Source organism: Cryomorphaceae bacterium (genome assembly GCA_007695365.1).
Classification (GTDB): Bacteria; Bacteroidota; Bacteroidia; order Flavobacteriales_D; family SKUL01; genus SKUL01.
Genome location: REDV01000057.1, coordinates 16,200 through 37,813, shown reverse-complemented (window position 1 = coordinate 37,813; position 21,614 = coordinate 16,200). Strand labels below are relative to the sequence as shown.

At 50.4% G+C, this 21,614-nt stretch carries 18 protein-coding genes; 10 read left to right on the top strand and 8 right to left on the bottom strand.

The window, feature by feature from the left end:
- The first annotated feature begins 139 nt into the window (after positions 1 to 139).
- The 3 genes from EA392_03505 to EA392_03495 all read left to right on the top strand — a co-directional run bounded on the left by EA392_03505 (position 140) and on the right by EA392_03495 (position 3,266).
- A complete protein-coding gene (locus tag EA392_03505) occupies positions 140 to 1,561 on the top strand; it encodes an SDR family oxidoreductase (GenBank protein TVR40631.1) in 1,422 nt (473 codons plus the stop codon).
- A gap of 117 nt (positions 1,562 to 1,678) precedes the next feature.
- On the top strand, positions 1,679 to 2,830 hold the full coding sequence (locus EA392_03500) for an ATP-binding protein (GenBank protein ID TVR40618.1): 1,152 nt from the start codon (positions 1,679 to 1,681) through the stop codon (positions 2,828 to 2,830).
- Positions 2,831 to 2,939: 109 nt separating this feature from the next.
- Positions 2,940 to 3,266, top strand: coding sequence for a rhodanese-like domain-containing protein (locus tag EA392_03495; protein ID TVR40617.1), 327 nt, complete (start codon positions 2,940 to 2,942; stop codon positions 3,264 to 3,266).
- 78 nt (positions 3,267 to 3,344) lie between these two features.
- On the opposite strand, the gene EA392_03490 is transcribed toward EA392_03495, so the two are convergent.
- Positions 3,345 to 4,406 (bottom strand): hypothetical protein, encoded by a 1,062-nt coding sequence (locus EA392_03490; protein TVR40616.1) that lies wholly within the window; start codon positions 4,404 to 4,406, stop codon positions 3,345 to 3,347.
- 15 nt (positions 4,407 to 4,421) lie between these two features.
- Between EA392_03490 and EA392_03485 the strand changes: the two genes are divergently transcribed.
- The 6 genes from EA392_03485 (at position 4,422) to EA392_03460 (ending at position 10,234) form a co-directional block, all read left to right on the top strand.
- Positions 4,422 to 5,213 carry a DUF4389 domain-containing protein gene (locus tag EA392_03485; protein ID TVR40615.1) on the top strand — a complete coding sequence of 264 codons (792 nt, stop codon included), beginning with the start codon at positions 4,422 to 4,424 and terminating at the stop codon, positions 5,211 to 5,213.
- Positions 5,213 to 5,713 (top strand): DUF4870 domain-containing protein, encoded by a 501-nt coding sequence (locus EA392_03480; protein ID TVR40614.1) that lies wholly within the window; start codon positions 5,213 to 5,215, stop codon positions 5,711 to 5,713. The genes EA392_03485 and EA392_03480 overlap by 1 nt, the downstream gene beginning before the upstream one ends.
- A complete protein-coding gene (locus EA392_03475; GenBank protein TVR40613.1) occupies positions 5,710 to 6,513 on the top strand; it encodes a hypothetical protein in 804 nt (267 codons plus the stop codon). Before EA392_03480 ends, EA392_03475 begins: the two co-directional genes overlap by 4 nt.
- Before the next feature lie 90 nt (positions 6,514 to 6,603).
- A complete protein-coding gene (locus tag EA392_03470) occupies positions 6,604 to 7,290 on the top strand; it encodes a DNA-binding response regulator (protein ID TVR40630.1) in 687 nt (228 codons plus the stop codon).
- Positions 7,287 to 8,654, top strand: a complete 1,368-nt coding sequence (locus EA392_03465; GenBank protein TVR40612.1) for a HAMP domain-containing protein — start codon at positions 7,287 to 7,289, stop codon at positions 8,652 to 8,654. Before EA392_03470 ends, EA392_03465 begins: the two co-directional genes overlap by 4 nt.
- 122 nt (positions 8,655 to 8,776) lie before the next feature.
- Positions 8,777 to 10,234 carry a peptide-binding protein gene (locus EA392_03460; GenBank protein TVR40611.1) on the top strand — a complete coding sequence of 486 codons (1,458 nt, stop codon included), beginning with the start codon at positions 8,777 to 8,779 and terminating at the stop codon, positions 10,232 to 10,234.
- A gap of 79 nt (positions 10,235 to 10,313) precedes the next feature.
- On the opposite strand, the gene EA392_03455 is transcribed toward EA392_03460, so the two are convergent.
- From EA392_03455 to EA392_03440, 4 genes are read right to left on the bottom strand one after another with little or no spacing between them, the layout of a single operon-like run.
- A complete protein-coding gene (locus EA392_03455) occupies positions 10,314 to 13,778 on the bottom strand; it encodes an efflux RND transporter permease subunit (protein TVR40610.1) in 3,465 nt (1,154 codons plus the stop codon).
- 24 nt (positions 13,779 to 13,802) lie between these two features.
- Positions 13,803 to 14,933, bottom strand: a complete 1,131-nt coding sequence (locus tag EA392_03450; protein TVR40609.1) for an efflux RND transporter periplasmic adaptor subunit — start codon at positions 14,931 to 14,933, stop codon at positions 13,803 to 13,805.
- A 19-nt stretch (positions 14,934 to 14,952) separates the two neighbouring features.
- Positions 14,953 to 16,305, bottom strand: coding sequence for a TolC family protein (locus EA392_03445; GenBank protein ID TVR40608.1), 1,353 nt, complete (start codon positions 16,303 to 16,305; stop codon positions 14,953 to 14,955).
- A 13-nt stretch (positions 16,306 to 16,318) separates the two neighbouring features.
- A complete protein-coding gene (locus tag EA392_03440) occupies positions 16,319 to 16,945 on the bottom strand; it encodes a TetR/AcrR family transcriptional regulator (GenBank protein TVR40607.1) in 627 nt (208 codons plus the stop codon).
- 188 nt (positions 16,946 to 17,133) lie between these two features.
- Here EA392_03440 and EA392_03435 point away from each other — a divergent pair, with 188 nt between their 5' ends.
- Positions 17,134 to 18,564 (top strand): asparagine--tRNA ligase, encoded by a 1,431-nt coding sequence (locus EA392_03435; protein ID TVR40606.1) that lies wholly within the window; start codon positions 17,134 to 17,136, stop codon positions 18,562 to 18,564.
- Positions 18,565 to 19,034: 470 nt separating this feature from the next.
- Here EA392_03435 and EA392_03430 read toward each other — a convergent pair whose 3' ends face one another.
- The 3 genes from EA392_03430 to EA392_03420 all read right to left on the bottom strand — a co-directional run bounded on the left by EA392_03430 (position 19,035) and on the right by EA392_03420 (position 21,506).
- Complete coding sequence (locus tag EA392_03430; protein ID TVR40605.1) at positions 19,035 to 19,667, bottom strand: hypothetical protein; 633 nt, start codon at positions 19,665 to 19,667, stop codon at positions 19,035 to 19,037.
- 235 nt (positions 19,668 to 19,902) lie between these two features.
- On the bottom strand, positions 19,903 to 20,496 hold the full coding sequence (locus tag EA392_03425) for a DUF2306 domain-containing protein (GenBank protein ID TVR40604.1): 594 nt from the start codon (positions 20,494 to 20,496) through the stop codon (positions 19,903 to 19,905).
- Between the two features lie 152 nt (positions 20,497 to 20,648).
- On the bottom strand, positions 20,649 to 21,506 hold the full coding sequence (locus EA392_03420) for a LytTR family transcriptional regulator (GenBank protein TVR40603.1): 858 nt from the start codon (positions 21,504 to 21,506) through the stop codon (positions 20,649 to 20,651).
- Positions 21,507 to 21,614 lie beyond the last annotated feature (108 nt).

Sequence of the window (21,614 nt, the reverse complement as noted above, 5' to 3'; positions counted from 1 at the left end):
TCCAAACTCAAAGGGCCTCACTTCGAGGCTCTTTTTTCGCCCTTAAACAATGGCTCGGTGTTGCGTAAGATACGGCAGTCCCCTGGATGCTCATTGAACTTTCGCGACATCCGGCGGTTTGTTGGATTCAACCTACACCATGAAAATACTCCTCACCGGCGCCACCGGCTACATCGGAAAAAGCCTGCTGCCCGTGCTGCTCAAAAACAAGCATCACGTAGTATGCATGGTGCGTGATGCCAATCGTTTTGATGCTTCGGCTTACCGGGCCATGGGGTCTGTTGAAGTGGTGGAAGCCGACCTGCTGAATCCCGACTCCCTGGGCAATATACCGGCGGATTGCGACGCCGCGTACTACCTCATCCACTCCATGTCCTCAGCCTCGGGCGATTTTGAAGAGTTGGAGCAACAAACCGCAAAGCATTTTGTAAACCGCGTCAATGAAACCCGGATACGTCAGGTGATTTACCTAAGCGGAATCGTGAACGATCAAACACTCTCGCGGCATCTTCGGTCACGCAAAAGAGTGGAAGACCTGCTTGGCGCTGGTCGGTTTCAACTTACCACCCTTCGTGCCGGCATTATACTTGGTTCGGGCAGTGCCTCCTTTGAAATTATGCGCGATCTGGTTGAAAAGCTGCCCATCATGGTGGCTCCCAAATGGCTCGCCACACGCACGCAACCCATTGCTATCCGGAATGTGATTCAATTCCTTAGTGGTGTGCTGGGAAAGGAAGATACCTTTGGAAAATCGTTCGACATTGCCGGACCCGAAGTGCTGACCTACAAAGAAATGCTTCTTCGCTTTGCTGCTGTTCGCAATCTGAAGCGAACCATCATCACGGTACCCGTCATGACCCCGAAACTTTCGTCGTACTGGCTGTACTTTGTAACCTCAACCTCTTACCCGCTGGCCCGGCATCTGGTACAAAGCATGAGTGTAGAGGTAGTGGGCGAACCCAATGACCTCGCTGAAAAACTGGATATCCGGCTGTTGCCTTATGATGAGGCCATCCGACGGGCTTTCGATAAAATTCAAAACGAGGCAGTAGATGCAAGCTGGAAAGATGCCCAATCGAGCGATGTGCTGCAAAAAGGACTGGCCAGACTGATGCAGGTGCCCACCTATGGTTGCTTCACCGACCACCGCACCGTACAGGTTCAGGATCCCGAACGATCACTGCAACGCATTTGGGCCATTGGTGGCGACACAGGTTGGTACTACGCCAACTGGCTGTGGAAATTACGCGGACTGCTCGACCAGTTGCACGGAGGTGTGGGTTTGCGCCGCGGACGAAAAAACCCAACTAAAATTGCTGCCGGTGAAGCCCTCGACTTCTGGCGCGTGCTCTATGCCAATCGCGACGAAAAGAGACTCCTGCTATACGCTGAAATGAAACTTCCCGGTGAAGCATGGCTCGAATTCAAACTAATTGACAACACCCTGCACCAATGTGCCACTTTCAGACCTTTGGGCGTTTGGGGACGGCTCTATTGGTTGGCCGTGTGGCCTTTTCACTCCTTTATCTTTGGGGGTATGATTCGGAAAATCAGCGAATAAATGGCTGGCTGGTTGCGGCGCTTGTAAAACCCAAAGCTTATTACGACATTTGCGTAACGAGATATTCGTAACGAGGTGTTCGTAACGAGGTGTTCGTAACGAGATGTTCGTAACGAAATGTTCGTAATAAAGGGTACCGCCATGAAAAATGCACCGAACAACCCATTTTTACTACTTGGTTATCACAGCCGCAAGTACTTCTGCAATCGCAACGATGAAATCAACTGGCTGGAAGACAACCTGCAAAACGGTCGGAACAGCGTACTCTACTCACTGCGAAGACTGGGTAAAACGGCTGTTATTCAATGTGTGCTTAAAGAGCTGGAGCGCAGCGGCAAAGCCGAGGTGATCTTTGTGGATTTGCTGGCCACGCAAACTGCCGAAGACGCCATTTTGCAAATTGCTCGTGCAGTGGTGCAGCGATACGGCAAGGCTACTTCAGGAGCGGGCCCGGCGTTTATGAAGATGTTGGGAAAGGTGGGTTTCGACATCAGTATTGACCCCATGACCGGCCTGCCATCTCTCTCCATGGGATTGCGACAAGGGCCCTCACCGGCGCATTCGCTCGAATCGCTGGGAACATTTCTCAAAGCTCGAAAAAAACCTGTAGTGATTGCCATGGATGAATTTCAGCAGGTTTGCACCTTTAAAAAGGAAAACGCCGAGGCCATTTTTCGCACCTGGGCGCAGCAGTTTCCTGAAATCCGTTTCATCTTCAGCGGCAGTCACAGGCAAATGATGATGTCTATGTTCGCTGAAAAAAACCGCCCCTTCTACCGGAGCGCACAACTCAAAGAACTTCAGCCTATTGCATTGGATGAATACCGCCCGTTTATTAGCAAGCATTTCAAGGCTGCCAAAAAGAACATTGACCGCGATGTGGTGGACGAAATCTACCGATGGAGCCGCGGACAAACCTATTGCGTGCAACTGCTGTGCAACAGGCTGTACGGCTCTTTTGCGCACGCCGATTTGCAGGCCCTGAACCGCGTAAAACAAGAAGTTTTGCAGCAGGAAAACAATGTGTTTATCAACTATTTTAATCTCTTCACCACCACACAATGGAACGTGTTGAGGGCCATCGCCAAGGAGGAGCCTCTGGTCAACCCGCTGTCAAAAGAAGTGCTGATGCGCCACCAACTGGGAGCAGCCAGCACCGTGGCCAGCGCCTTGAAGCAGCTGCAGCACAAGGAATTTGTGGTGCAATTGGGTGATGAGTATCTTGTTCACGACGTGGTGTTTGCGCGTTGGCTGCGGCACAGAGACTGACATTTTGCCCCATCTGAACAAAACCCTTGGGTAACATCGGTTACGACCCGCGGCCTGAATCCGTCCTACCTTTGTATCGGTTTAAGAAATCAGATTAAAAACACGAGTCATGTACAAGAATATCGACAGCCGAACATTTGAAAACGGCATCAAAAACGACCCAAACGCAGTGGTGCTCGACGTGCGCACACCCGGTGAGTTCTTCAGCGGAATCATTCCCGGCGCCATCAACATTGACCTGATGAGCGGCGGCTTTGCAGAACAAATCAAAGCGCTGGACCCCCACAGGGCCTACTACATCTATTGCCGCAGTGGAAACCGCAGCGGGATGGTAGCAGGAGCCATGAGCCAATGGGGTTTTAGCGAAGTGTACAACCTGGCCGACGGCATTATAGGTTGGAGTGGAGAAATCACCCAACCAGCCATGGCAGGATAGTTTCATTGAATTTTTTCATGATTAAAAAAACCGGCAGGGATTTTCCCGCCGGTTTTTTTTGTGTCATCCTCTACAGCTTTAGTAGCGCGTAATGAGCGCAATACCGTGAAAGGCTTCGAGGTCGTTTCCGTTCATGAAAACGGCTTCACCGCCGTTTTGCATGGTGCGCTCCACAATTTCATCCACAATATCATCCACCACATCGCTGCCGTTGGGGCTTTCTACGGGCACTACCGCATTACTGTCCAAACGGGCGGGCTGAAAGTATCCGCGCTCCACAAAAACCGTACGACCGCGACCTTCATTCACCGCGCGCCAGATGTCGCTCAAATCGCTCAAAAACTTCTGCTGGCTCACGGCCTTGCTCAGCTCGCTCAACCGATCGGAATTGGTTTTTTCAACATATGCCTGCATGATAGGCCACGCTGCTTTCACGATGGCGTGGGCGGGTTCGTCGTCGCGATTCATATTGAGATGGCCGGCAATGACTAACCCCGAACTCACTTTCAGGTAGTGATGATGGTTGCGCTCTTCGGTACAGAGAATGACCGGCGCAGGATCTTCTTTCACCACTTTCTGCACATCTTTATCTACCTGGCTGAAAAACTCCTCGTGCAACTGATCTGTTCCTTTTGCCATGGTAAGCTGATGTTTGTTGGTAGAGAACAGTGTTTCGTTTTCAATCGGAAACGGATCTCCAACTTCGGCATCCACGTGCTCGCTGTGCGCTTTGATCAGGCGCGCATTACGCCGGCTTACCACCAAAGCATAAAAGTTTGCCTGTTCGTGTTTGGCCCGAACCAAATCGCGGGTGGCAAAGGTTTCGTCAATCACCACCCTGCTCTGAACATCTACCGGCAATTGATGGAATTGTGCCACTTCGTTATTGGCAAAAAGAACAAGGCACTCAAGGTTTTTTTGGTGGTCTACCTGTGAGGCCAGGCGATTGAGTTTGGCCATACGGTCGGCCGCTACATCGGCGCTGTATTCTTCAGCCAGACGGGTTTCAGCTTCTTTAAGCATGTTTTTCAATGCAAGGGCGTCCTGTTGGTTGTCAGGATGGGTGCGATGGGTGCGCACCATAATACTCACGCAGGCCTCGCCGTGAAGAGAGCCCAGTTGTTTAATCAAGTCTTTCATATCTGATTTGAATCAATGTTTATTTATTTCAACAGCCCGAAAGATACAGGTTGTAGTGTTAATACTCCAAGCATTGATTCTGATTTTCGCAGTCTTACTATGAATTTGGCATATTTTATATTTTACTTACTTTGGCCATCCAAACCACAACAATCCAACACCATGAAATTTGACATTATTCACCAGGAGCGCTACTCGAGAGGAGAGTTGCTGCTCCGTGCATTCTTTGGCTTTTTGTACATAGCAATACCCCACTTTTTCCTGCTTCTTTTTGTGGGAATTGCAGCTCAGGTCATCACTTTTATTGCCTTCTGGGTCATTCTCTTTACCGGCAGTTACCCCGAGAGCTTGTTTGAGTTTCAGGTAAAAGTGATGCACTGGAATCAGCGCGTGCAAGCCAGACTCATTCACCTTGCCGACGGCTACCCTCCTTTTGGTTTCGACGTGGACGACCCGGCCGTGGTGCTCGAAGTTCCTTACCCCGAGCGCTTGAGCCGCGGACACGCCCTGCTCAAAGTATTTTTTGGATGGCTTTACTGCGGAATTCCGCATTACTTCATTCTGTTTTTCCTGTTGATGGCCGGAGGAATTGTGCAGTTTATCGCGTTTTGGGTGGTACTTTTTACTGCAGAGTACCCCAAAGGCATGCACAGCTTTAACGTGGGTGTAATGCGATGGGGCTTGCGCGTACAACTCTACCTCGGACTGATGACCGATGACTACCCGCCATTCAGCCTGGATCAGGAGGAGGAAAAACCGCAAAACCTTCCGCCCGAGCCTTCTCCCTCACCTTCAGCCGCAGCGTAATGGAAAGCGAGAAATATCACCCACTGCCCCAGCCCGATGAGGTAAGCAAGCGCGAACGCGACGACGCCATGGGGGCCTACCTCATGATGTTTGCAGCACTTGCAGCCGGTCTTCCACTGCCCATGCTCAACCTCATCGCCAGCGTGATTTACTACTCTGTAAACAAAAACAAAGGGCGCTTTGTGAAATTTCACTGCCTGCAATCACTCTGGTCGCAATTGCCCACCACGGCTCTCAACATAGGCTTGATTTCGTGGACCATCCGCATCCTTGTTTCTGATGATCGCTTTTTCACCGACACCTACAAAGGCTACCTCGCGATGGTGCTCATTGTGAACCTGCTGTATTTTGTGTTTAGTATTGTAGGTGCCGTTAGGGCGCGCCAGGGAAGGATGTACTACTTCCTTTTCTTTGGCCGTTTGAGCTACCAAAGTGCCTTTGCCATTCGCGAAAGCTCAGGTGGCGGAACCGTAATCCGTGAAAACCTCCCACCACGTTGAAAACCAAGTTGCTGATAGATTTTCTAAAGGTTCTTGCCCTGTTTGGCGGGCTTTGGGTTGCCTTTACATTTATTCCGTGGGTTCCGGATGAAGTGAGCCTTGAGTTTCCGGTTGATAAGGAAATAGAGCTCGGGGAGATGATCATGGAGAGTACCCTCAAGAAACCAGGCTTTCAACCACTGAACAACCACCTTGTTGACTCTGCGATTTGGGTGATATCCAGGCGACTGGAAGACAGTCTGGGGTTGAGCGATTTTGACTATCGCATTGTGGTGGTTGACAACGCAAACGTAAATGCCTTTGCCATGCCCGGCGGAAACATCGTGGTGTTGTCAGGCTTGATCGCCTTCAGCGAATCACCCGAAGAGGTAGCCGCGGTGATTGCCCACGAAATGGGGCATGTAGAACTCCGGCACGTTACCAAACGATTGGTGAAAGAACTTGGGCTGGCGGTGCTGTTTGGCGTATTGACGGGTACGGACGGCGTGGTGCTCTCCGAAATTTCGCGTACAGTAACTTCAAGCTATTTCGATAGAAAACAAGAGGAAGAAGCCGATGAATTTGCGCTCGATCTGGTTTATCGCTGCGGAATCAACCCCAGGGCGCTGGGCACCCTGTTTCGCCGCATAAAGAGCGAGTATGGCAGCGCCGATATGTTCGAAATCATCAATACTCACCCCGCTACATCATCGCGGGTAAAAAAATCGTTTGAGTTTGAAATAGGCGATGATTTTGAAAGCCGCCCGTTTGATTTCGACTGGGAGGCGATTCGGGCTGCGGTAAAAGCCAAAGAAAGCTGATTTAGCTCACCCCCTGGGCTTTACTGCCATCAGGTCTTATCAGCGCTTACACTTTGTACCTTTGGGCCTTCAATACTCTGCTCAATGGCAATGCAAGTTCTGGTAATTGAAGATGACGCACGCGTAGCACAACTCCTTAAGCGAGGCCTGGAGGAAAACGGCTACGATTGCGACCTGGCCTACGATGGCGCCACCGGCAAAAAACTGGCGCTCTACGGCAGCTACGACATTGTAATTGCCGATGTGATACTTCCGGAAATTCAGGGTCTCGAACTTTGCAGAGAAATCAAACAACGGCGTCCCGGACTACCGGTGATTATGCTCACTGCACTTGGCACCACCGACGATAAAGTAGATGGCTTCGATGCCGGTGCCGACGACTATATGGTAAAGCCCTTTGAAATGCGAGAGCTACTGGCTCGCGTGCGGGCACATGTGCAGCGTTTTGCGAGCCACCAATCTGGACTGGTTCTGCTGCGGTTTCACGACCTTGAAATGAACCTCCAAACCCGGGAAGTAAAGCGCAATAACACCCCCATTGAACTTACTCCCAAAGAATTCGGATTGCTGGAATACATGCTGCGCAACCCCAACCGCGTATTGAGCCGTTCTGAAATTGCCGACAAGGTTTGGAACACCCGCTTCGATACGGGTACCAACTTCATAGATGTTTATATCAACTACCTCCGCAAAAAGGTTGACAAGCCTTTTAACGAGCGGCTCATTCACACCAAACCCGGCGTCGGTTTTATCCTGCGAACCGAGAAAGAATCGTGAGCATCCGGTTAAAAATATCCCTTCTCTTTACCCTGCTTACGGCCAGTATTTTGCTCATTTTCGCCGCGGTGGTGTATTATTCAGCCTCCCAAAACCGCGAAAAGGAGTTTTACGCAGTACTGGTTCAGGAGGCCATCACCAAGGCCAACCTGCTTTTTGATGCCCGGGTTGACCCTTTTATCCTTCAAAACATCTACCGCAGCAACCGCGAAATACTCAATGAGGTGGAAGTAGCCGTGTACAACGCCGATTTTGAGTTGATGTACCACGATGCGGTGGATATTGACTATGTGAAAGAAACCCGCACGATGTTCAACAATATCATCCGTCACGGAGAAATTCGCTTTTACCAGGGCGATTGGCAGGTGGTGGGTATCAAATACGTTCAGGATAAAACCCCCTACGTGATAACAGCCGCTGCCTACGATGCATACGGATTCAGCAAATTGGCGGCCTTGCGGCGAAACATGACGCTCATTTTTGTGCTTGCTTGTGCGGTTATTTTTGTGGCCGGCTGGTACTTTTCCAGAATGGTGTTCAACCCTGTAAGAGCCATTACGCAGCGGGCGCAAAACATTTCTGCCAGCAACCTCGATCTGCGCATTGATACGGGCAAGAACCGCGATGAACTGTGGCAAATGGCTGAGACCTTTAACGATATGTTGAACCGGCTGGAAAGCTCTTTTTCTGCCCAAAAACACTTTGTACACAACATTTCGCATGAACTTCGCACCCCGCTGGCGGCCATCATCTCAGAATTGGAGCTCTCGCTGCAAAAGGAGCGCAGCACGGTGGAGTACCGACAGGCCGTTCAGGATGCGCTCAACGATGCCCGCAAGCTGGATCGACTTTCGCAGAGTTTACTCGACCTTGCCCGCGCAAGCTATGACCCATCGCGGATTCGCTTCAAACCCGAGCGGGTGGACGAATTATTGCTTGACGCTTGCCGGCAGGTGCAACAGCTCAACCCAGGTTACCGTGTGGAAATGAGTTTTGATACTTCCCTCGAGACAGAAAGTGAAACGCCGCTGACCCTTCACAGCAATGCCTACCTGCTGAAAGTGGCTTTTATGAACCTGATGGAAAACGGCTGCAAGTTCTCGCCCGAAAACAAAGTGCTGGTGCGTATCAATGTACACGGCAACAATGTGCAAGTTGAATTTGAAAACAAAGGAGCCGGCATACAACCTGAAGAGATTGAGCACGTGTTTACGCCTTTTTTCCGCGGAAGAAACCTGGCTTCTGCGTCAGGTCACGGTATCGGTTTATCCCTTACCCGACGTATCATTGAGCTGCATAAAGGATCGGTGGACGTGCAGTCAAAACCCGGCCAATCCACCATCTTCAGGGTGCAACTGGGTTAAAAACCACATCGGTTCTAATAGTTTTCTAATAGGATTCTAAAAGATCTCTAAAGGGTTGACAAGCCGTGTCAAACTACTTTTGCGCCGGTCAAAAAAGGTGTACATCTCAAAAACCGGAAGCTATGAAAATCATCTACTTAGTTATAATTTGCTTGTTCATTGCAAGCCATGCCTTCGCTCAAAACGAAAGTAGCAACCAAAACAACGAACTACCCTTCTTTATTCACGAATCCAAGCGCATACCCGAGTTTGAGCGCGAAGACAAACGCGAAGGCACCTTTGTAACCGGTTTACCACGCCTCGAATTCGACCCCATCCGCGGTTTTGGTGTAGGCGGAAACGTGTTTTTGTACTTCAACAAAACCAAAGAAGACCCGTTTTTTGAGTACACGCCCTACCGGTCGAGGTTAAACGCGGAACTCTTTGTCTTTGAAAACGGCCGCGTGCGTTATGCGCTCAATTTCGATTCGCCCTATATCTTCAACTCAAAATGGCGACTACGGGCAGATGCCGTGCTGTGGGAAGATCCCAACGCACAGTACTGGGGTGTGGGTCGCAACACCCTAAATCCTCTTAGCTTTAGAGATAAAACCAGCGGTTTAAACCGCACCTTTAACCGGGTAAGCGACTATGAAGAAAACCTTGGGATTGCCGAGTTGGGCAATGATGGTGTATATCGAACAGACTTTCACTACAACCATATTTTGCAGCGCGAACAACTCTACAACCTGTTGGCAGAGCGCGTAATGATGGGCGGAAAACTGCGCTTTATGTTCGGGTATGAAGCTCTTTTTACGCAGTTTCAATCGTACGGAGGCAAGGTAGCCGAAGAGGCGGTGAATCTTGAAGGGGAGGAGGTAGAGGCCATCAGCAACACCACCCTTGTAGAGAAACAAATCAATGACGGAACCTGGGAGCGTTTTAACCTTGCCGGCTTCAACAACGATAATACCTACATGTTTACCAGCATGCTGGCTGCTGCGCTTATCTATGATACACGTGATTTTGAGCCCGACCCTTCCGAGGGTGTTTTCCTTGAATACTCACATGAATACAGCGCCCCGTGGCTGGGTTCACAATTTAACTTCAACAAATTCATGATTCAGGGTCAGTACATCAAGACACTGGCCAGGTGGAGGGGTGGAAAAAGTCGCTTAACTTTTGCAGGTTTGGGAGCATTTGGATACATCTGGGGTCCCAAAATCAACTTTATCGAAATGTGGGACCTTTCCAGCCAAGCCGAAGCGGGCGGTATTATGGTACTGGGCGGTGAACGTTCACTCAGGGGTTTCCGCGAGGCACGCTTTATGGCGCCGGCAGTAGCCCTGATTAACCTGGAAATGCGTGCCCGCTTTTTCGACTTCAAATTTCTCAAGCAACACATCGCCCTGGGGCTCAATCCCTTTTACGACCTCGGATCAGTGTGGGACAGACCGGGAGACATCAGCTTCCACCGCTGGCAAGGTGCTCCCGGTATGGGGGCAAGAATAGCCTGGAATCAATCCACCATTTTGCGTCTCGATTATGCAAACAGTCGCGAAGGAGGTCAGTTCTTCTTTGGATTCGGACATATTTTCTAAAACCGGAGCAAAGTGTAATACCACAAACAAAAAAACCCGGATGGCAGCCATCCGGGTTTTTTTTGTGTCCTTACGCAACTCACACCTTGGTGGATTTTTTGTACACCACGCGGTACTTGATGCGCGCCAGAATCAGGTACATTACCGGCACAATCACCAAGGTGAGGAAAGTAGCGAAAGTAAGACCGAAGATGATGGTCCAACTCATGGGTCCCCAAAACATTACATTGTCTCCACCGATGTAAAACTGCGCGTCGTAACGGCTGAAAAAAGAGAAGAAGTTGATGTTGATACCCATCGCCAACGGCAATAAACCGAGGATGGTGGTGATGGCCGTAAGCACCACCGGGCGCAAACGTGTTTTTCCTCCCTGGATGACGGCATTAAAAACTTCGGCAAAGGGCAAATCTCCCCTATTCTCCAGTCCGAGGTCTTCCCTGCGGCGGGTGCGTATCAGGTTGGTGTAATCGAGCAGTACAATGGCATTGTTTACCACAATCCCGGCCAGTGAGATAATTCCCACCATGGTCATCACTACCACAAAATCCATCCCGGTACCCACCAACCCGAGTTGCACCCCAATCAGGCTGAATATCACCGAAAAACCAATGATAAACGGCGCAGAAATCGAGTTAAATTGCGCAACAATGATGAGGATAATGAGGAAGAAGGCAATGAACAAAGCGATGGAAAGAAACTCCATTTCCTTGGCTTGTTCTTCCTGCTGCCCGGTAAATTTCAGGGTAATGTCGGGAGGGAGGTTGTAATCTGCCAGTATATTGCGGATGTTTTGCACCACTTCGTTGGCGTTGAATCCATCCAGCACATTGGAGCTGATGGTAATTACCCTGTTGAGGTCCTTTCTTTTTACCGCACTGAAGGTGCTGGTAAAATCAGCCGTGGCCACGGATGAAACCGGTATTTGCTTGATCTGTCCATCGCTCTGGTCGCGGAAGGTAATGCGCTGATTGAGAAGTGCGTCCGGACTTCTGCGGTAGCGCTCTGCCAAACGGATGTTGATTTCGTAATCGTCTTCTCCGTCCTTGAAGGTAGAAACCTCCATTCCGTAGAGCGCAGTTCGGATGGCGTTTCCGATTTGCGCGGTGGAAAGATTGAGTCGGCGGGCCTTGTCGCGATCAATGCGCACCGGCATTTCCGGTTGGCCATCGTCCACATCCAGCTTCAATTCTTCAATTCCGGCAACACCTGCTTCGTTGATAAAGCGCCGCACACCTTGCGCATGGGCCATCAGCTCTGTGTAGTCATCACCCGCAATTTCAATATTGATGGGCAAGCCCTGGGGTGGTCCCATACTGTTTTTACTTACGGTAATCTGCGTACCGGGTATATCGCGCAGCGCCTCGCGTATTTCGGTCATCACGTCGTTGGTGCCGATACCCCTGCGAAACTGGCTTTCTACAAACTGCACACTTACACGTGCTTTGTGTGGAGTATTGCCAAAAGACTGACCTTGTGCGGGATCGCTCGTGCCCTTGCCCACCTGGCCAATGACAGATTCTACCAAAAAGTTATGTGGTTTGCCGGGTTCATCTTGCACAATGTATTTGCTGATGATTTCAATCACCTCCTGCTCTACCTGGTAAGCAATTTCGTTGGTAGGTTCAATATCGGTTCCGATGGGGTTCTCAATGAAAATATTGAGGTATTGCGGCTCATTTTCGGGGAAGAAGATCACTTTGGGAGGGAAAAAGCCGAACAACACACCCGATAATATCAGCATGAGAAAAGTGCCCACGAAGTACAGTACCGGATTGATCCCTTTTAATGCACGTTTGAGAAAAGCTTCGTAGCGCTGCTCCATGGCCGGAATGAGCCTGGTTTGGAAAAAGGTGGTGCCCGGATTCAACACAAAGATGTTGGCGTATCCCATCAGGCCAATCACAACCAGCAAGTTGCCCAGTGTGGTGAGTGGTTCCATTCCGTTGAGATGTGCACTGATGGCTATCGCAAGTCCTACAACCATCAATACAGCACCGTTGCGAAGAATCTTTTTTCGGTTCACCTGCGGCTCGCCCACCTTCATAAAAAGCGAGGTAAGCACCGGGTTGATTACCAGGGCCACAAACAGTGATGAACCCAATACGATCATCAGCGTAATGGGCAGGTAAAACATAAATTCTCCCATTACTCCCGGCCAGAAAGCGAGCGGCAGAAAAGCTGCCAGGGTGGTTGCCGTAGAAGCAATGATGGGCCACGCCACTTCGCCCACTCCGTTTTTGGCAGCCTGCATCGGGCTTTGGCCTTCATCCATCAGGCGGTAAATGTTCTCCACCACCACAATACCATTGTCCACAAGCATTCCCAGCGCCAGAATCAGTGAGAAGAGCACAATCATGTTCAGGGTAACGCCGAGCGCGCCCAGGAGCATAAAGGCCATGAGCATGGACATCGGTATAGCAATACCTACAAAGGCAGCGTTGCGCAATCCGAGGAAAAACAGAAGCACCCCCACCACGAGCATCATCCCGAACAGAATGCTGTTTTCCAGTTCGTCAAGCTGGTTGCGCGTGCTGTTGCTTTGGTCATTGGTAATAGACACTTTGAGGTCGTCAGGGAAAACATGGGCCTGGGCATAGGCCACAATGTCGCGGATTTTGTCTGACGCCTCCAGCAGATTCTCGCCGGCGCGTTTCTTCACATCTACCATCACCACTGGGTTCAGGTAATCGCGGGCATAGCTTTCGCGCTCCTTTTCGCCGAAGGTCACCTCCGCAATATCCTTGAGGTACACAATGTTGCCTTTCTCCCGCTTCACCACGGTATTGCGTATGTCATCCATGTGGGCAAAATCACCTACTACACGCACATTTCGGCGGAAATCGCCAATCAGCACATCACCCCCCGAGATGGTTACGTTCTCGTCGCTGATGGCTTGTGATACGTCGTAGAAACTGATTTGCATGGCTTCCATCTTATGAAGATCCAGACTGATGGCCACTTCCTTGTCGGTAACCCCGCGAATCTCCACTTCGGTGATTTCGGGAAGGTTTTCGATTTTCTCTTCGAGGTATTCGGCGTAGCTGTTGAGCTGATCTACAGAATAATCGCCCGAGAGGTTGATGTTCATGATGGGCATCATCTCTGAGATGTTGAGCTCAAAGACGTTGGGATCGGCCGGAAGGTCCTGCGGAAAGTCGCTGTCGCTTTTGGCCACATCCACCTTGTCTTTCACCTTGCGCAAAGCCTCTTCTGGGCTCACGCTGAAGTCGAACTTCACCTGGATGGAGCTGTGGCCCTGTATGGACGTTGAGTTGATTTCATCCACGCCCGAAATTGTATTGATTTCTTTCTCAATGGGCCGCGTGATGAGTTTTTCGATATCGAGCGGTGAGTTACCGGGGTAGGGCGTACCGACATAAATCTCGGGAATCACCACTTCCGGGAAGCTCTCTTTGGACATATTGGTGTAGGCAATCAGTCCGGCCAGAAAGATGAACACCACCAGCACCAGCACAGTGGTTCGGTTGTTGACCGCGGCGGATGAAAGCCCGAATTCTTTGGTATGTTTGGGTTGAAGGTTCATGGTTGTACCGGTGTAGTTGGGTGATTAGTCGGCCAGCGAGATAAGTTGTTCGCTTCGAATGCTGCGCGAGCCTTTGTCAATGATGTGTTCGTTGCCTTTGAGCCCTGACCGCACCAGGGTTTTCCCCTTGTAGGTTGCCCCGGTTTGTACTACCTGCTTTAGGGCCCTGTGCGCACCGTTGGGCTCCTGTACCGCAATAAAGACAAAGCTTTTGCCCTGCGCATCCTGCTGAATCACATTGGCTGGCAGCACCACAGCATCCGGAACCAATTGATCATTGATGCGCAGGATGGTGAGCTGATTGGGTTTGAACTTGCCGTTTTCGGCATCCACATCCACCAGGATGCGGAAGGTGCGGTTGCCCGGGTTGATAAAACTTCCTACCGAGCTGATGGTAGCGTTGAGCGTATCCCGACCGGGGAAAATAATTTCCACTGCACTGCCGGTTTTGAGCAAGCCTGCGTACCGTTCGGGTACTTCCGATTCAATCTGAAACTCCGAAAGGTCGAGTACGCGCAAGAGAGGCACTCCGGCTCCGGCCATTTCTCCCAGCTTAATCATGACATTCTCCGCCACACCCGAAAAGGGTGCGCGAACGGTCATTCTCTGAATCTGTTCCTGCAGCGTAGCCAGCGAGTTTTCGAGGCTCTCTTTGCGGTTTTTTGACTCAAGGTACTGCACCTCCGAACCGATTTTGTCCTTCCACAAGCGCTCCTGCCTTTCATACAATGTGAGGGCCAGTTCGTAGCTGGTTTCCAGCTCGGCCATATTTTTGCGCAGCACACTATCATCCAGCCGTATGAGCACCTGGCCGCGTTGCACCCGATCGCCGTCTTTCACCTTGATGTCAATCACCCTACCGGGGCTTTCTGCTACCATCACAGCGTTTCGTTTTACGTCCACACTACCATATACCTCAAAAAAGTGTCTGAAGGTATCGCGCTCAGCGGGCAAAGTAGTTACCAGTGTTAGGCGTTTGTTGGTGTCGAGCCGTGCAATTTCAGCTTCCAGTTCGTGAATGGTTTCTGCAAGGTTTTCATAGACATTTCTCAGACTGTCGCGACGCGATTTGAGCTGATCGAGTTCAGTTTGGTACGAATCATTCCCGCAGGAGGTGAAAAGCACTACAGCGGCAAAATATACTAGCTTTTTCATGGGTGTAAGGGCTATCGGTTTACGGTTGAATATCAAGGGCTTTTTCGAGGGCGGCTTTGGCTGTGATTACTTCGTAGGCAGATTGCAAAAAGCTGCTTTGGGCGTTGAGCATTTGCGTTTCAGCCTGCTGCAATTCAAAGCTTCCCGACAGGCCCTCCTGGTATTTGCGGGTGGTGGTATTGAATATTTTTTCGGCCAGTGCTACGTTTTCTTTTTCGGTGTTGTACACTTCCATGGCACTGGCAAAATTGGCGCGCTGAGTGGCAATTTCCAGCTCCAGACCTTCGCGCACCTGTTCAAGCTGTCTTTTGGCGCGTTCCACCTCCACCTTGGCTTGTTGCACCTTGTTGTGGCGCATAAAGCCCGAGAAAATGGGCACGTTGAGCTGAAGGCCCCAAAAGGTATTGGGAAACCAATCACTGTTTGCACTAAAAAAATCCATGTCGTTGCGAAAAGCCTGTTGCTGGGCAGTAAAAACCCCGCCTAGATTGGGTGCCCCCGCCATGCGCTCGGCCCGCACATTCAGTTCGCGCAATTGCACGTTGGTTTCGTTGGTGAGAATGTCGGTATGTCCCTGAAGTTTCACATCACGCTCAAGCATCATGGGCATGTAGGACACATCGGCAAGTTCATCCAACGTGGTACTCAATTCAAGGGGTGTAGCCACCGGCATACCTATCTGAAACTTCAGCAGATTGCGGGTAATATCCACATTGCGCTCTGCTTGGCGCACCGCATTTTTAAGACTTGAAAACTGAAGTTGCAACTGGTTTACATCCAACTCCTCCCGAAAACCGCTGTCAAATAGCTTTTCGGTTTCTGCCAGCAGTGACTCCAGGCTCTTCATATTGTCCTTTAGCACTTGTACGGCTTCAGAAGCCATAGCGGCCAGGGCATAGGCCTCTGTTACGTTTTTCCGCAACTCGTTTTTGGATTGCTCCAGGCCATACTGGTTCAACCTGACATAGGTTTTTGCCGCCTTAAGCCCCACAAAGTAGGTTCCGTCAAAAATGAGCTGAGAGGCTCTGAGCGACGCCGTAGAAGTATAATCCGTTCCAAAGCGGACACCTACCAGTTCGTCTTCGGGTGCCGCCGGGTTAAATGCATTGGCCGGAAGCACGGTTGTTGGAAGATCCAGGTAATTGGTAAACGAAATGTCTCCATTGATTTGCGGTAAACCGATGGCTGTGAGCTCGCGGTTGCGGTAGCTGGCTGCACGCACCTCCATATCGGCATAATCCAGGCTGTAGGCGTGCTTCAGGGCGTATTTCTGCGCCTCTTCCAGCGACAGCCGCACGGGGTCCTGTTGTGCCACAGCCGGCTGCATTCCGGCAAGGAACAGCGCGCAAACAGCAATTTGTAGGGGTTTCATATCGGGTTTGGGTTTAGTGGTTTGTTGGCGAATTTTTTTCTTGTTGAACCTTGGCAATCAGGTATTGCAATCCCTGGTGGCTGGCTATTCCGCGGATGTGATAGCGGAAAAATTCCAGGTACACCTCCCTGAAATTGAATTGTGTAGCCGGAAACATCTCACCGTCGAACAGCACATCCATCTTGGCGATGTACAACCGTGCAATGACCCCAGTGTTCAGGTCTTCGCGGTAAAGGCCTTCCTTTTTGCCCTTGTTGAGATTCTCCAGCACGCAGTTAAACACAAAATCTTCGCGGTGCTTAAAGGTGGAGCGCCATACCTCCGGGTGGTATTTTTCCAGGTCGTAGTGCACTGAAGGGTGCATCTGACCCAGCAGCTCGGCTACAATCCTGCTGATTTCAAAAATCTCGTCGATGGCATTCAGTCCGCGTTCACAGATTTTGGCGATGATCTGCTGCTCCAGCTCACTCTGAAGCGTAACTACACGGCGCACCAGGTCGTTCTTGTCCGAAACGTATTTGTACAATGTTTTCTTCGATACGCCCAGGTGACGGGCAATGTCGTCCATGGTAAGGCTCTTGATGCCGTACTTCAAAAAGAGACCAATAACCTGTTGAATAATGTGTTGTTCCTGATTCACGGGCGCAAATGTAAGACAAAGGAACAATGGAAACAATTTACACACTAAAATGTTTCCGGCGTTTTTAAGAAAGGTCGTATTGAATGATAAGTGGTGAACGCCATGTGTGCTATGCGTTTAAAAATCTCTGCATTGAGCCGGAGCAAAGGCAAAAAGTTTGTTCTTTTGCACCCTGTTTAACAAGCCTTATGGGAACGAAGCAAATCAAAGACATACTGGACGGCGGCAAGCCGGGCGAAGTAGTGGTTGTAAAGGGCTGGGTGCGATCCTTTCGCAACAACCAGTTTGTGGCCATTAATGATGGTTCGACGCTGCGCAATATACAGGCGGTGGTGGGTCTGGACGATATAGACGACTCGCTCCGCAAACGTATAACGGTGGGTGCTGCGGTAGCGGTACACGGAGAGCTGGTTGAATCGCCCGGCCACGGACAAAGCGTGGAAGTGAAGGTTAGCGAAGTGATCATTCTTGGCGACGCCGACCCCGAAGAATACCCCATTCAGCCCAAAAAGCACAGCCTGGAGTTTCTGCGCGAAAAAGCCCATTTACGGTTTCGCACCAACACCTTTGCGGCGGTGTTTCGCATTCGGCACGCGCTCTCGTTTGCCATTCACAAGTACTTCAATGACCGTGGTTTTTACAACCTGCACACACCGATTATCACAGGTTCGGATGCGGAAGGTGCAGGCGAAATGTTTCACGTCACCAACTTCGATCTGAACAATGTGCCCAAAACCGAATCGGGAGAAATCGATTACAGCAAAGACTTTTTCGGCAAGGAAACCAACCTGACCGTTTCGGGGCAGCTGGAAGCCGAGCTGGCAGCGCTGGCATTGGGCAAGGTTTATACCTTCGGACCAACCTTCCGTGCGGAGAATTCCAATACCTCGCGCCACCTGGCCGAGTTCTGGATGATAGAACCAGAGGTGGCCTTTGCCGACATTCACGACAACATGAACCTGGCCGAGGATTTTCTGAAATACACGGTACAATACATTCTTGATAACTGCGCAGAAGACCTTGAATTTTTGGCAAAACGCGAAGCCGACGCCGAAAAGCAAAAGCCTCAAAACGAGCGTCACGAAATGCCGCTTACCGACCGCATGCGATTTGTGGTGGAAAACGCCTTTGAGCGCATTTCCTATACCGAGGCCATCGACATTTTGCGCAACAGCAAACCCTACAAAAAGAAGAAATTTCAATATCCCGTTGAGTGGGGCACCGACCTGCAGAGCGAGCACGAGCGCTACCTGGTTGAGAAGCACTTCAACAAACCGGTAATCATCACCGATTACCCCAAGGGATTCAAGGCCTTTTACATGCGATTGAACGACGACGGCAAAACCGTGGCAGCGATGGATGTGCTGTTTCCGGGTATTGGCGAAATCATGGGCGGTTCACAGCGCGAAGAGCGGCTAGAGGTGCTGAAACAAAAGTGTGCCGAGTTCAACATCCCCGACGAGCACGTGTGGTGGTACCTCGAAACGCGCAAATTCGGAACCTGTGAACACAGTGGTTTTGGGTTGGGTTTTGAGCGGCTGATGATGTTCGTTACTGGGATGACCAACATCCGGGATGTGATTCCTTTCCCGAGGACACCGAAGAACGCGGAGTTTTAGGGGAGGAAGATTGTATAGCGATGAGGTGATGGCATGACATGATCATTAGCCAGTTAGGGGATTTGCTGCCAACGGCATTTTTCCTTTTAGCCATGACAGGCACACTCCAACAAAACAGAACCCGGGCGCATTTGGAACTACGGTGGCTTTGGTTTGGAGCCTCATTCAAACAGTGGCTCCGACAAGATTTCAAAGCGTGCTTTCAGAACTTTGTCCGCAGGCCCAGGTGTAATCGCGGTATACAGCCATCTATTTAGGTTTCAAAACTGCAAACGTTGCAAACGCGTGCAAGTTCAGTCACGGCATTCAAGGAAGCTACCTGTCCGCCTGCCGTCTTAAGATATTGAAGGCGGGCAGGTCCTCCTGACACAAATTGAAGTATTTATGGCGGTCAGGCCTGCCTGCCGGCGCGCAGGTAGTTCGGAGCTAAGCGCTCCTCCTATTGCATAATTTGGGATAAACTATATGCCTCAATCCTTTTTAGTGTCCTTTGATGTCGGAGACTGCTGCCATTTTACCTCTTCGCCGTTGATAAAGAGCGCCGCCGGCTTTTGTACATCCGTTTCGAATTGCGGTACGTTGCCCTCCCACACCTCGTAAATCAATCTGATAAGTTCATTCTTCAGAGCAACAAGCAAATCCTGGTCGGCCTTTGTAGGCCAAAAACCCAACACCAGTCTATCAGACTCAGACTGCATCTTTAGCTCCTTGTCAACATATATCGAATTGATGATTGCTCGTGCATTATTGGCGGTAAAGAAATGCAAGCCGAAACCGTTTTCCTCTTCGCGCAATTCTACGGTCACGGGGTCTATTTCCGACAATTTAAACAACGTGTAATACTGATCAGGTGTTTTTCTAGGGGTGTCCACATAGAACTTCTCTCGCAGCATGGCCACAATTCCACCCTCGGGGTCATATCTTAAAATGTAGCTGTGCTCAAATTCAGATTCAATCACATAATCCAAAGCGGTAATCATGGAGTCGAGCCTTTGGAGCGATTCAGCCGGCAGAATTTTTTGCGCTGATACACTTGACGTACACAACAGAAGTAGCAGATACACACAGAACCATTTCATAGCCGAAAAGTACAGATTTCCCATCATTTACACGGGTGAAAAGAGAGAATTTACCAGTGATAAGGCGCTCACAAAATCAATTCAGAAGCAAAGGGCCGGGATTGGCTCTGGAGCAGGATAGTATCCCCCGTACTCGCGAAGCTCTGCTTCGTGGGGTCATTAAATCCTCGTTTGCAACGAGGACGAGGAAGGGCTACTGCGCAGGAGTCAAAATTCTGGTCTACCACGCGAGGCAAGACTAGTGTCTTTGCGGATTCATTCATCTTGCGAAACGCCTTTGCGCCCATGCAATCAGCGGTGCGCCCACTGCTGAGGGCCCGAGCCACACCCACAAGCTCCACTCGATGTTTACCGCCAGAAATGCCGTGAACGCAGCAATATAAGCCCCGCCAATTCTGCTGGCGTGCAGTCGAATGGGCGATTCGGGATTTTTACGCCGGATGGCATCCGGAATGGCCATCGAAAGTAGAATTCCACCGAACACCACCAGTATCCAGTTGATAAACCCATGAGAAAATGCGTGATAGAGCATGTAGATGGCCGGTGCCATACTGAGCCAGGCCACCCATTTTGCATAGCGCAACCGAAGCCGAATTTTTATGCGCCGTGCCCATATCCAGCCGCTGAATACTAGGTATCCTGTGAAAAATCCGATGCCCAACAAAAAGGGGTTTGGACGAATGGTGCTGAGAACAATGGCCGAAAGCGCCGTAACGGCCATGGAAATCACAAATACCCGCCCGGCCTGTATGTGCAGGTTTCCGCCTTTGCGCGAAAATGCAGCCAGTGCGCCGATCGTCAGTGCAATGGTGCCAGCTGCAATGTGAATGTAGAGTAAGATTTGTGCGGTCATGATATAGCAGTTTAACAGTGAAAAGCGTGTACTGCTGCAATCTTACAGCGCAATGTGTGTGTATTCAAATAAATGGGGCCGCAGGGAAGGCTTTGGGACGAATGGGAAGCCAGTAGGGGCTCCTGGGGTGAACGGGAAAGGGAATTCGTGAACTAAAATTTACCCATCACCTCATCAAAGGCTGCAATCCGACCTCGGGCCACCGGAATTTCAGATTGAAATCCATCGAGCCTTAGGGTATATCCCCGCGCATTGCCGCTCACTTTTTCTATTCTGCCCAGATTGACCAGCCATGATCGGTGGGTGCGGAAAAAACGTGGGTCATTTGCCAGCATGTCTTCCAGAGCAGCCAGGGTGGTGCGGATCATTTCGTTGGATGCTCCGTTGTCGGCCAGGGAATAGATTTTCACATAATTGTCTGCCGATTCGGCAGCGATGATTTTTTCAGGAGCAGTTTCCAATACAACTTTCCCGTTCTCGTCGCTGATTTGAATCGCGCGGCTATCGCGGGCATCCGCAGTTCGTTCGGCGATTTGGAGATTAATCGCATCAGAGCTTTTGCTGTATTTGCGTTGATAACTGTTCTGGCGAATCAACACCTGGATACTCACCGGAATGATACCCACGGCCAAAGTGAATCCTAAAAACACAACAAAGGAATACCAGTTGGCGTCAAAAAACCCCAGCGCCCAGGAGTACATCCAGTTTCCCACGGCAATCAGCACAATATTGGCCATGGTTTGAACAATCTCCCGCCCTGTGGTCCAGTGTTCCTCGCGGTAAAAATTCGGAAAAAGTTTAGGGGTCAACCACTGAATCATCAGCATACACACGGAGGTAATGACGCCGTAACCCGCGGCAATCAACAGCAGGTTTTCGCCAAGACCTTCAAGTCCGAAAGGCTTGAACACGCCGAGAAACAAGGCTACAAAAAGTCCAAACAAAATGGCCGATTGAACCACTTGTTTGGGTTCTCTGAATGCGGGAAAAGGTTTGGTCAGAAAGTTCATTTCTGCAATGTTAAGCCAAAATCCCTGTGGTTAACGTAAAAAATGCTGCAAGCGGCATCCTTTGCGTTGCTCCAGAAGTTTTTGAACGATTTCGGAATGTGCCGATGG

What these genes read in the sequence shown, in the direction of transcription:
- EA392_03505 (TVR40631.1), top strand. Translation starts at nt 140, where the DNA reads ATGAAAATACTCCTCACCGGCGCCACCGGCTACATCGGAAAAAGCCTG.
- EA392_03500 (TVR40618.1), top strand. Translation starts at nt 1,679, where the DNA reads ATGTTCGTAATAAAGGGTACCGCCATGAAAAATGCACCGAACAACCCA.
- EA392_03495 (TVR40617.1), top strand. Translation starts at nt 2,940, where the DNA reads ATGTACAAGAATATCGACAGCCGAACATTTGAAAACGGCATCAAAAAC.
- EA392_03490 (TVR40616.1), bottom strand. Translation starts at nt 4,406, where the DNA reads ATGAAAGACTTGATTAAACAACTGGGCTCTCTTCACGGCGAGGCCTGC.
- EA392_03485 (TVR40615.1), top strand. Translation starts at nt 4,422, where the DNA reads ATGTTTATTTATTTCAACAGCCCGAAAGATACAGGTTGTAGTGTTAAT.
- EA392_03480 (TVR40614.1), top strand. Translation starts at nt 5,213, where the DNA reads ATGGAAAGCGAGAAATATCACCCACTGCCCCAGCCCGATGAGGTAAGC.
- EA392_03470 (TVR40630.1), top strand. Translation starts at nt 6,604, where the DNA reads ATGCAAGTTCTGGTAATTGAAGATGACGCACGCGTAGCACAACTCCTT.
- EA392_03460 (TVR40611.1), top strand. Translation starts at nt 8,777, where the DNA reads ATGAAAATCATCTACTTAGTTATAATTTGCTTGTTCATTGCAAGCCAT.
- EA392_03455 (TVR40610.1), bottom strand. Translation starts at nt 13,778, where the DNA reads ATGAACCTTCAACCCAAACATACCAAAGAATTCGGGCTTTCATCCGCC.
- EA392_03450 (TVR40609.1), bottom strand. Translation starts at nt 14,933, where the DNA reads ATGAAAAAGCTAGTATATTTTGCCGCTGTAGTGCTTTTCACCTCCTGC.
- EA392_03445 (TVR40608.1), bottom strand. Translation starts at nt 16,305, where the DNA reads ATGAAACCCCTACAAATTGCTGTTTGCGCGCTGTTCCTTGCCGGAATG.
- EA392_03435 (TVR40606.1), top strand. Translation starts at nt 17,134, where the DNA reads ATGGGAACGAAGCAAATCAAAGACATACTGGACGGCGGCAAGCCGGGC.
- EA392_03430 (TVR40605.1), bottom strand. Translation starts at nt 19,667, where the DNA reads ATGGGAAATCTGTACTTTTCGGCTATGAAATGGTTCTGTGTGTATCTG.
- EA392_03425 (TVR40604.1), bottom strand. Translation starts at nt 20,496, where the DNA reads ATGACCGCACAAATCTTACTCTACATTCACATTGCAGCTGGCACCATT.
- EA392_03420 (TVR40603.1), bottom strand. Translation starts at nt 21,506, where the DNA reads ATGAACTTTCTGACCAAACCTTTTCCCGCATTCAGAGAACCCAAACAA.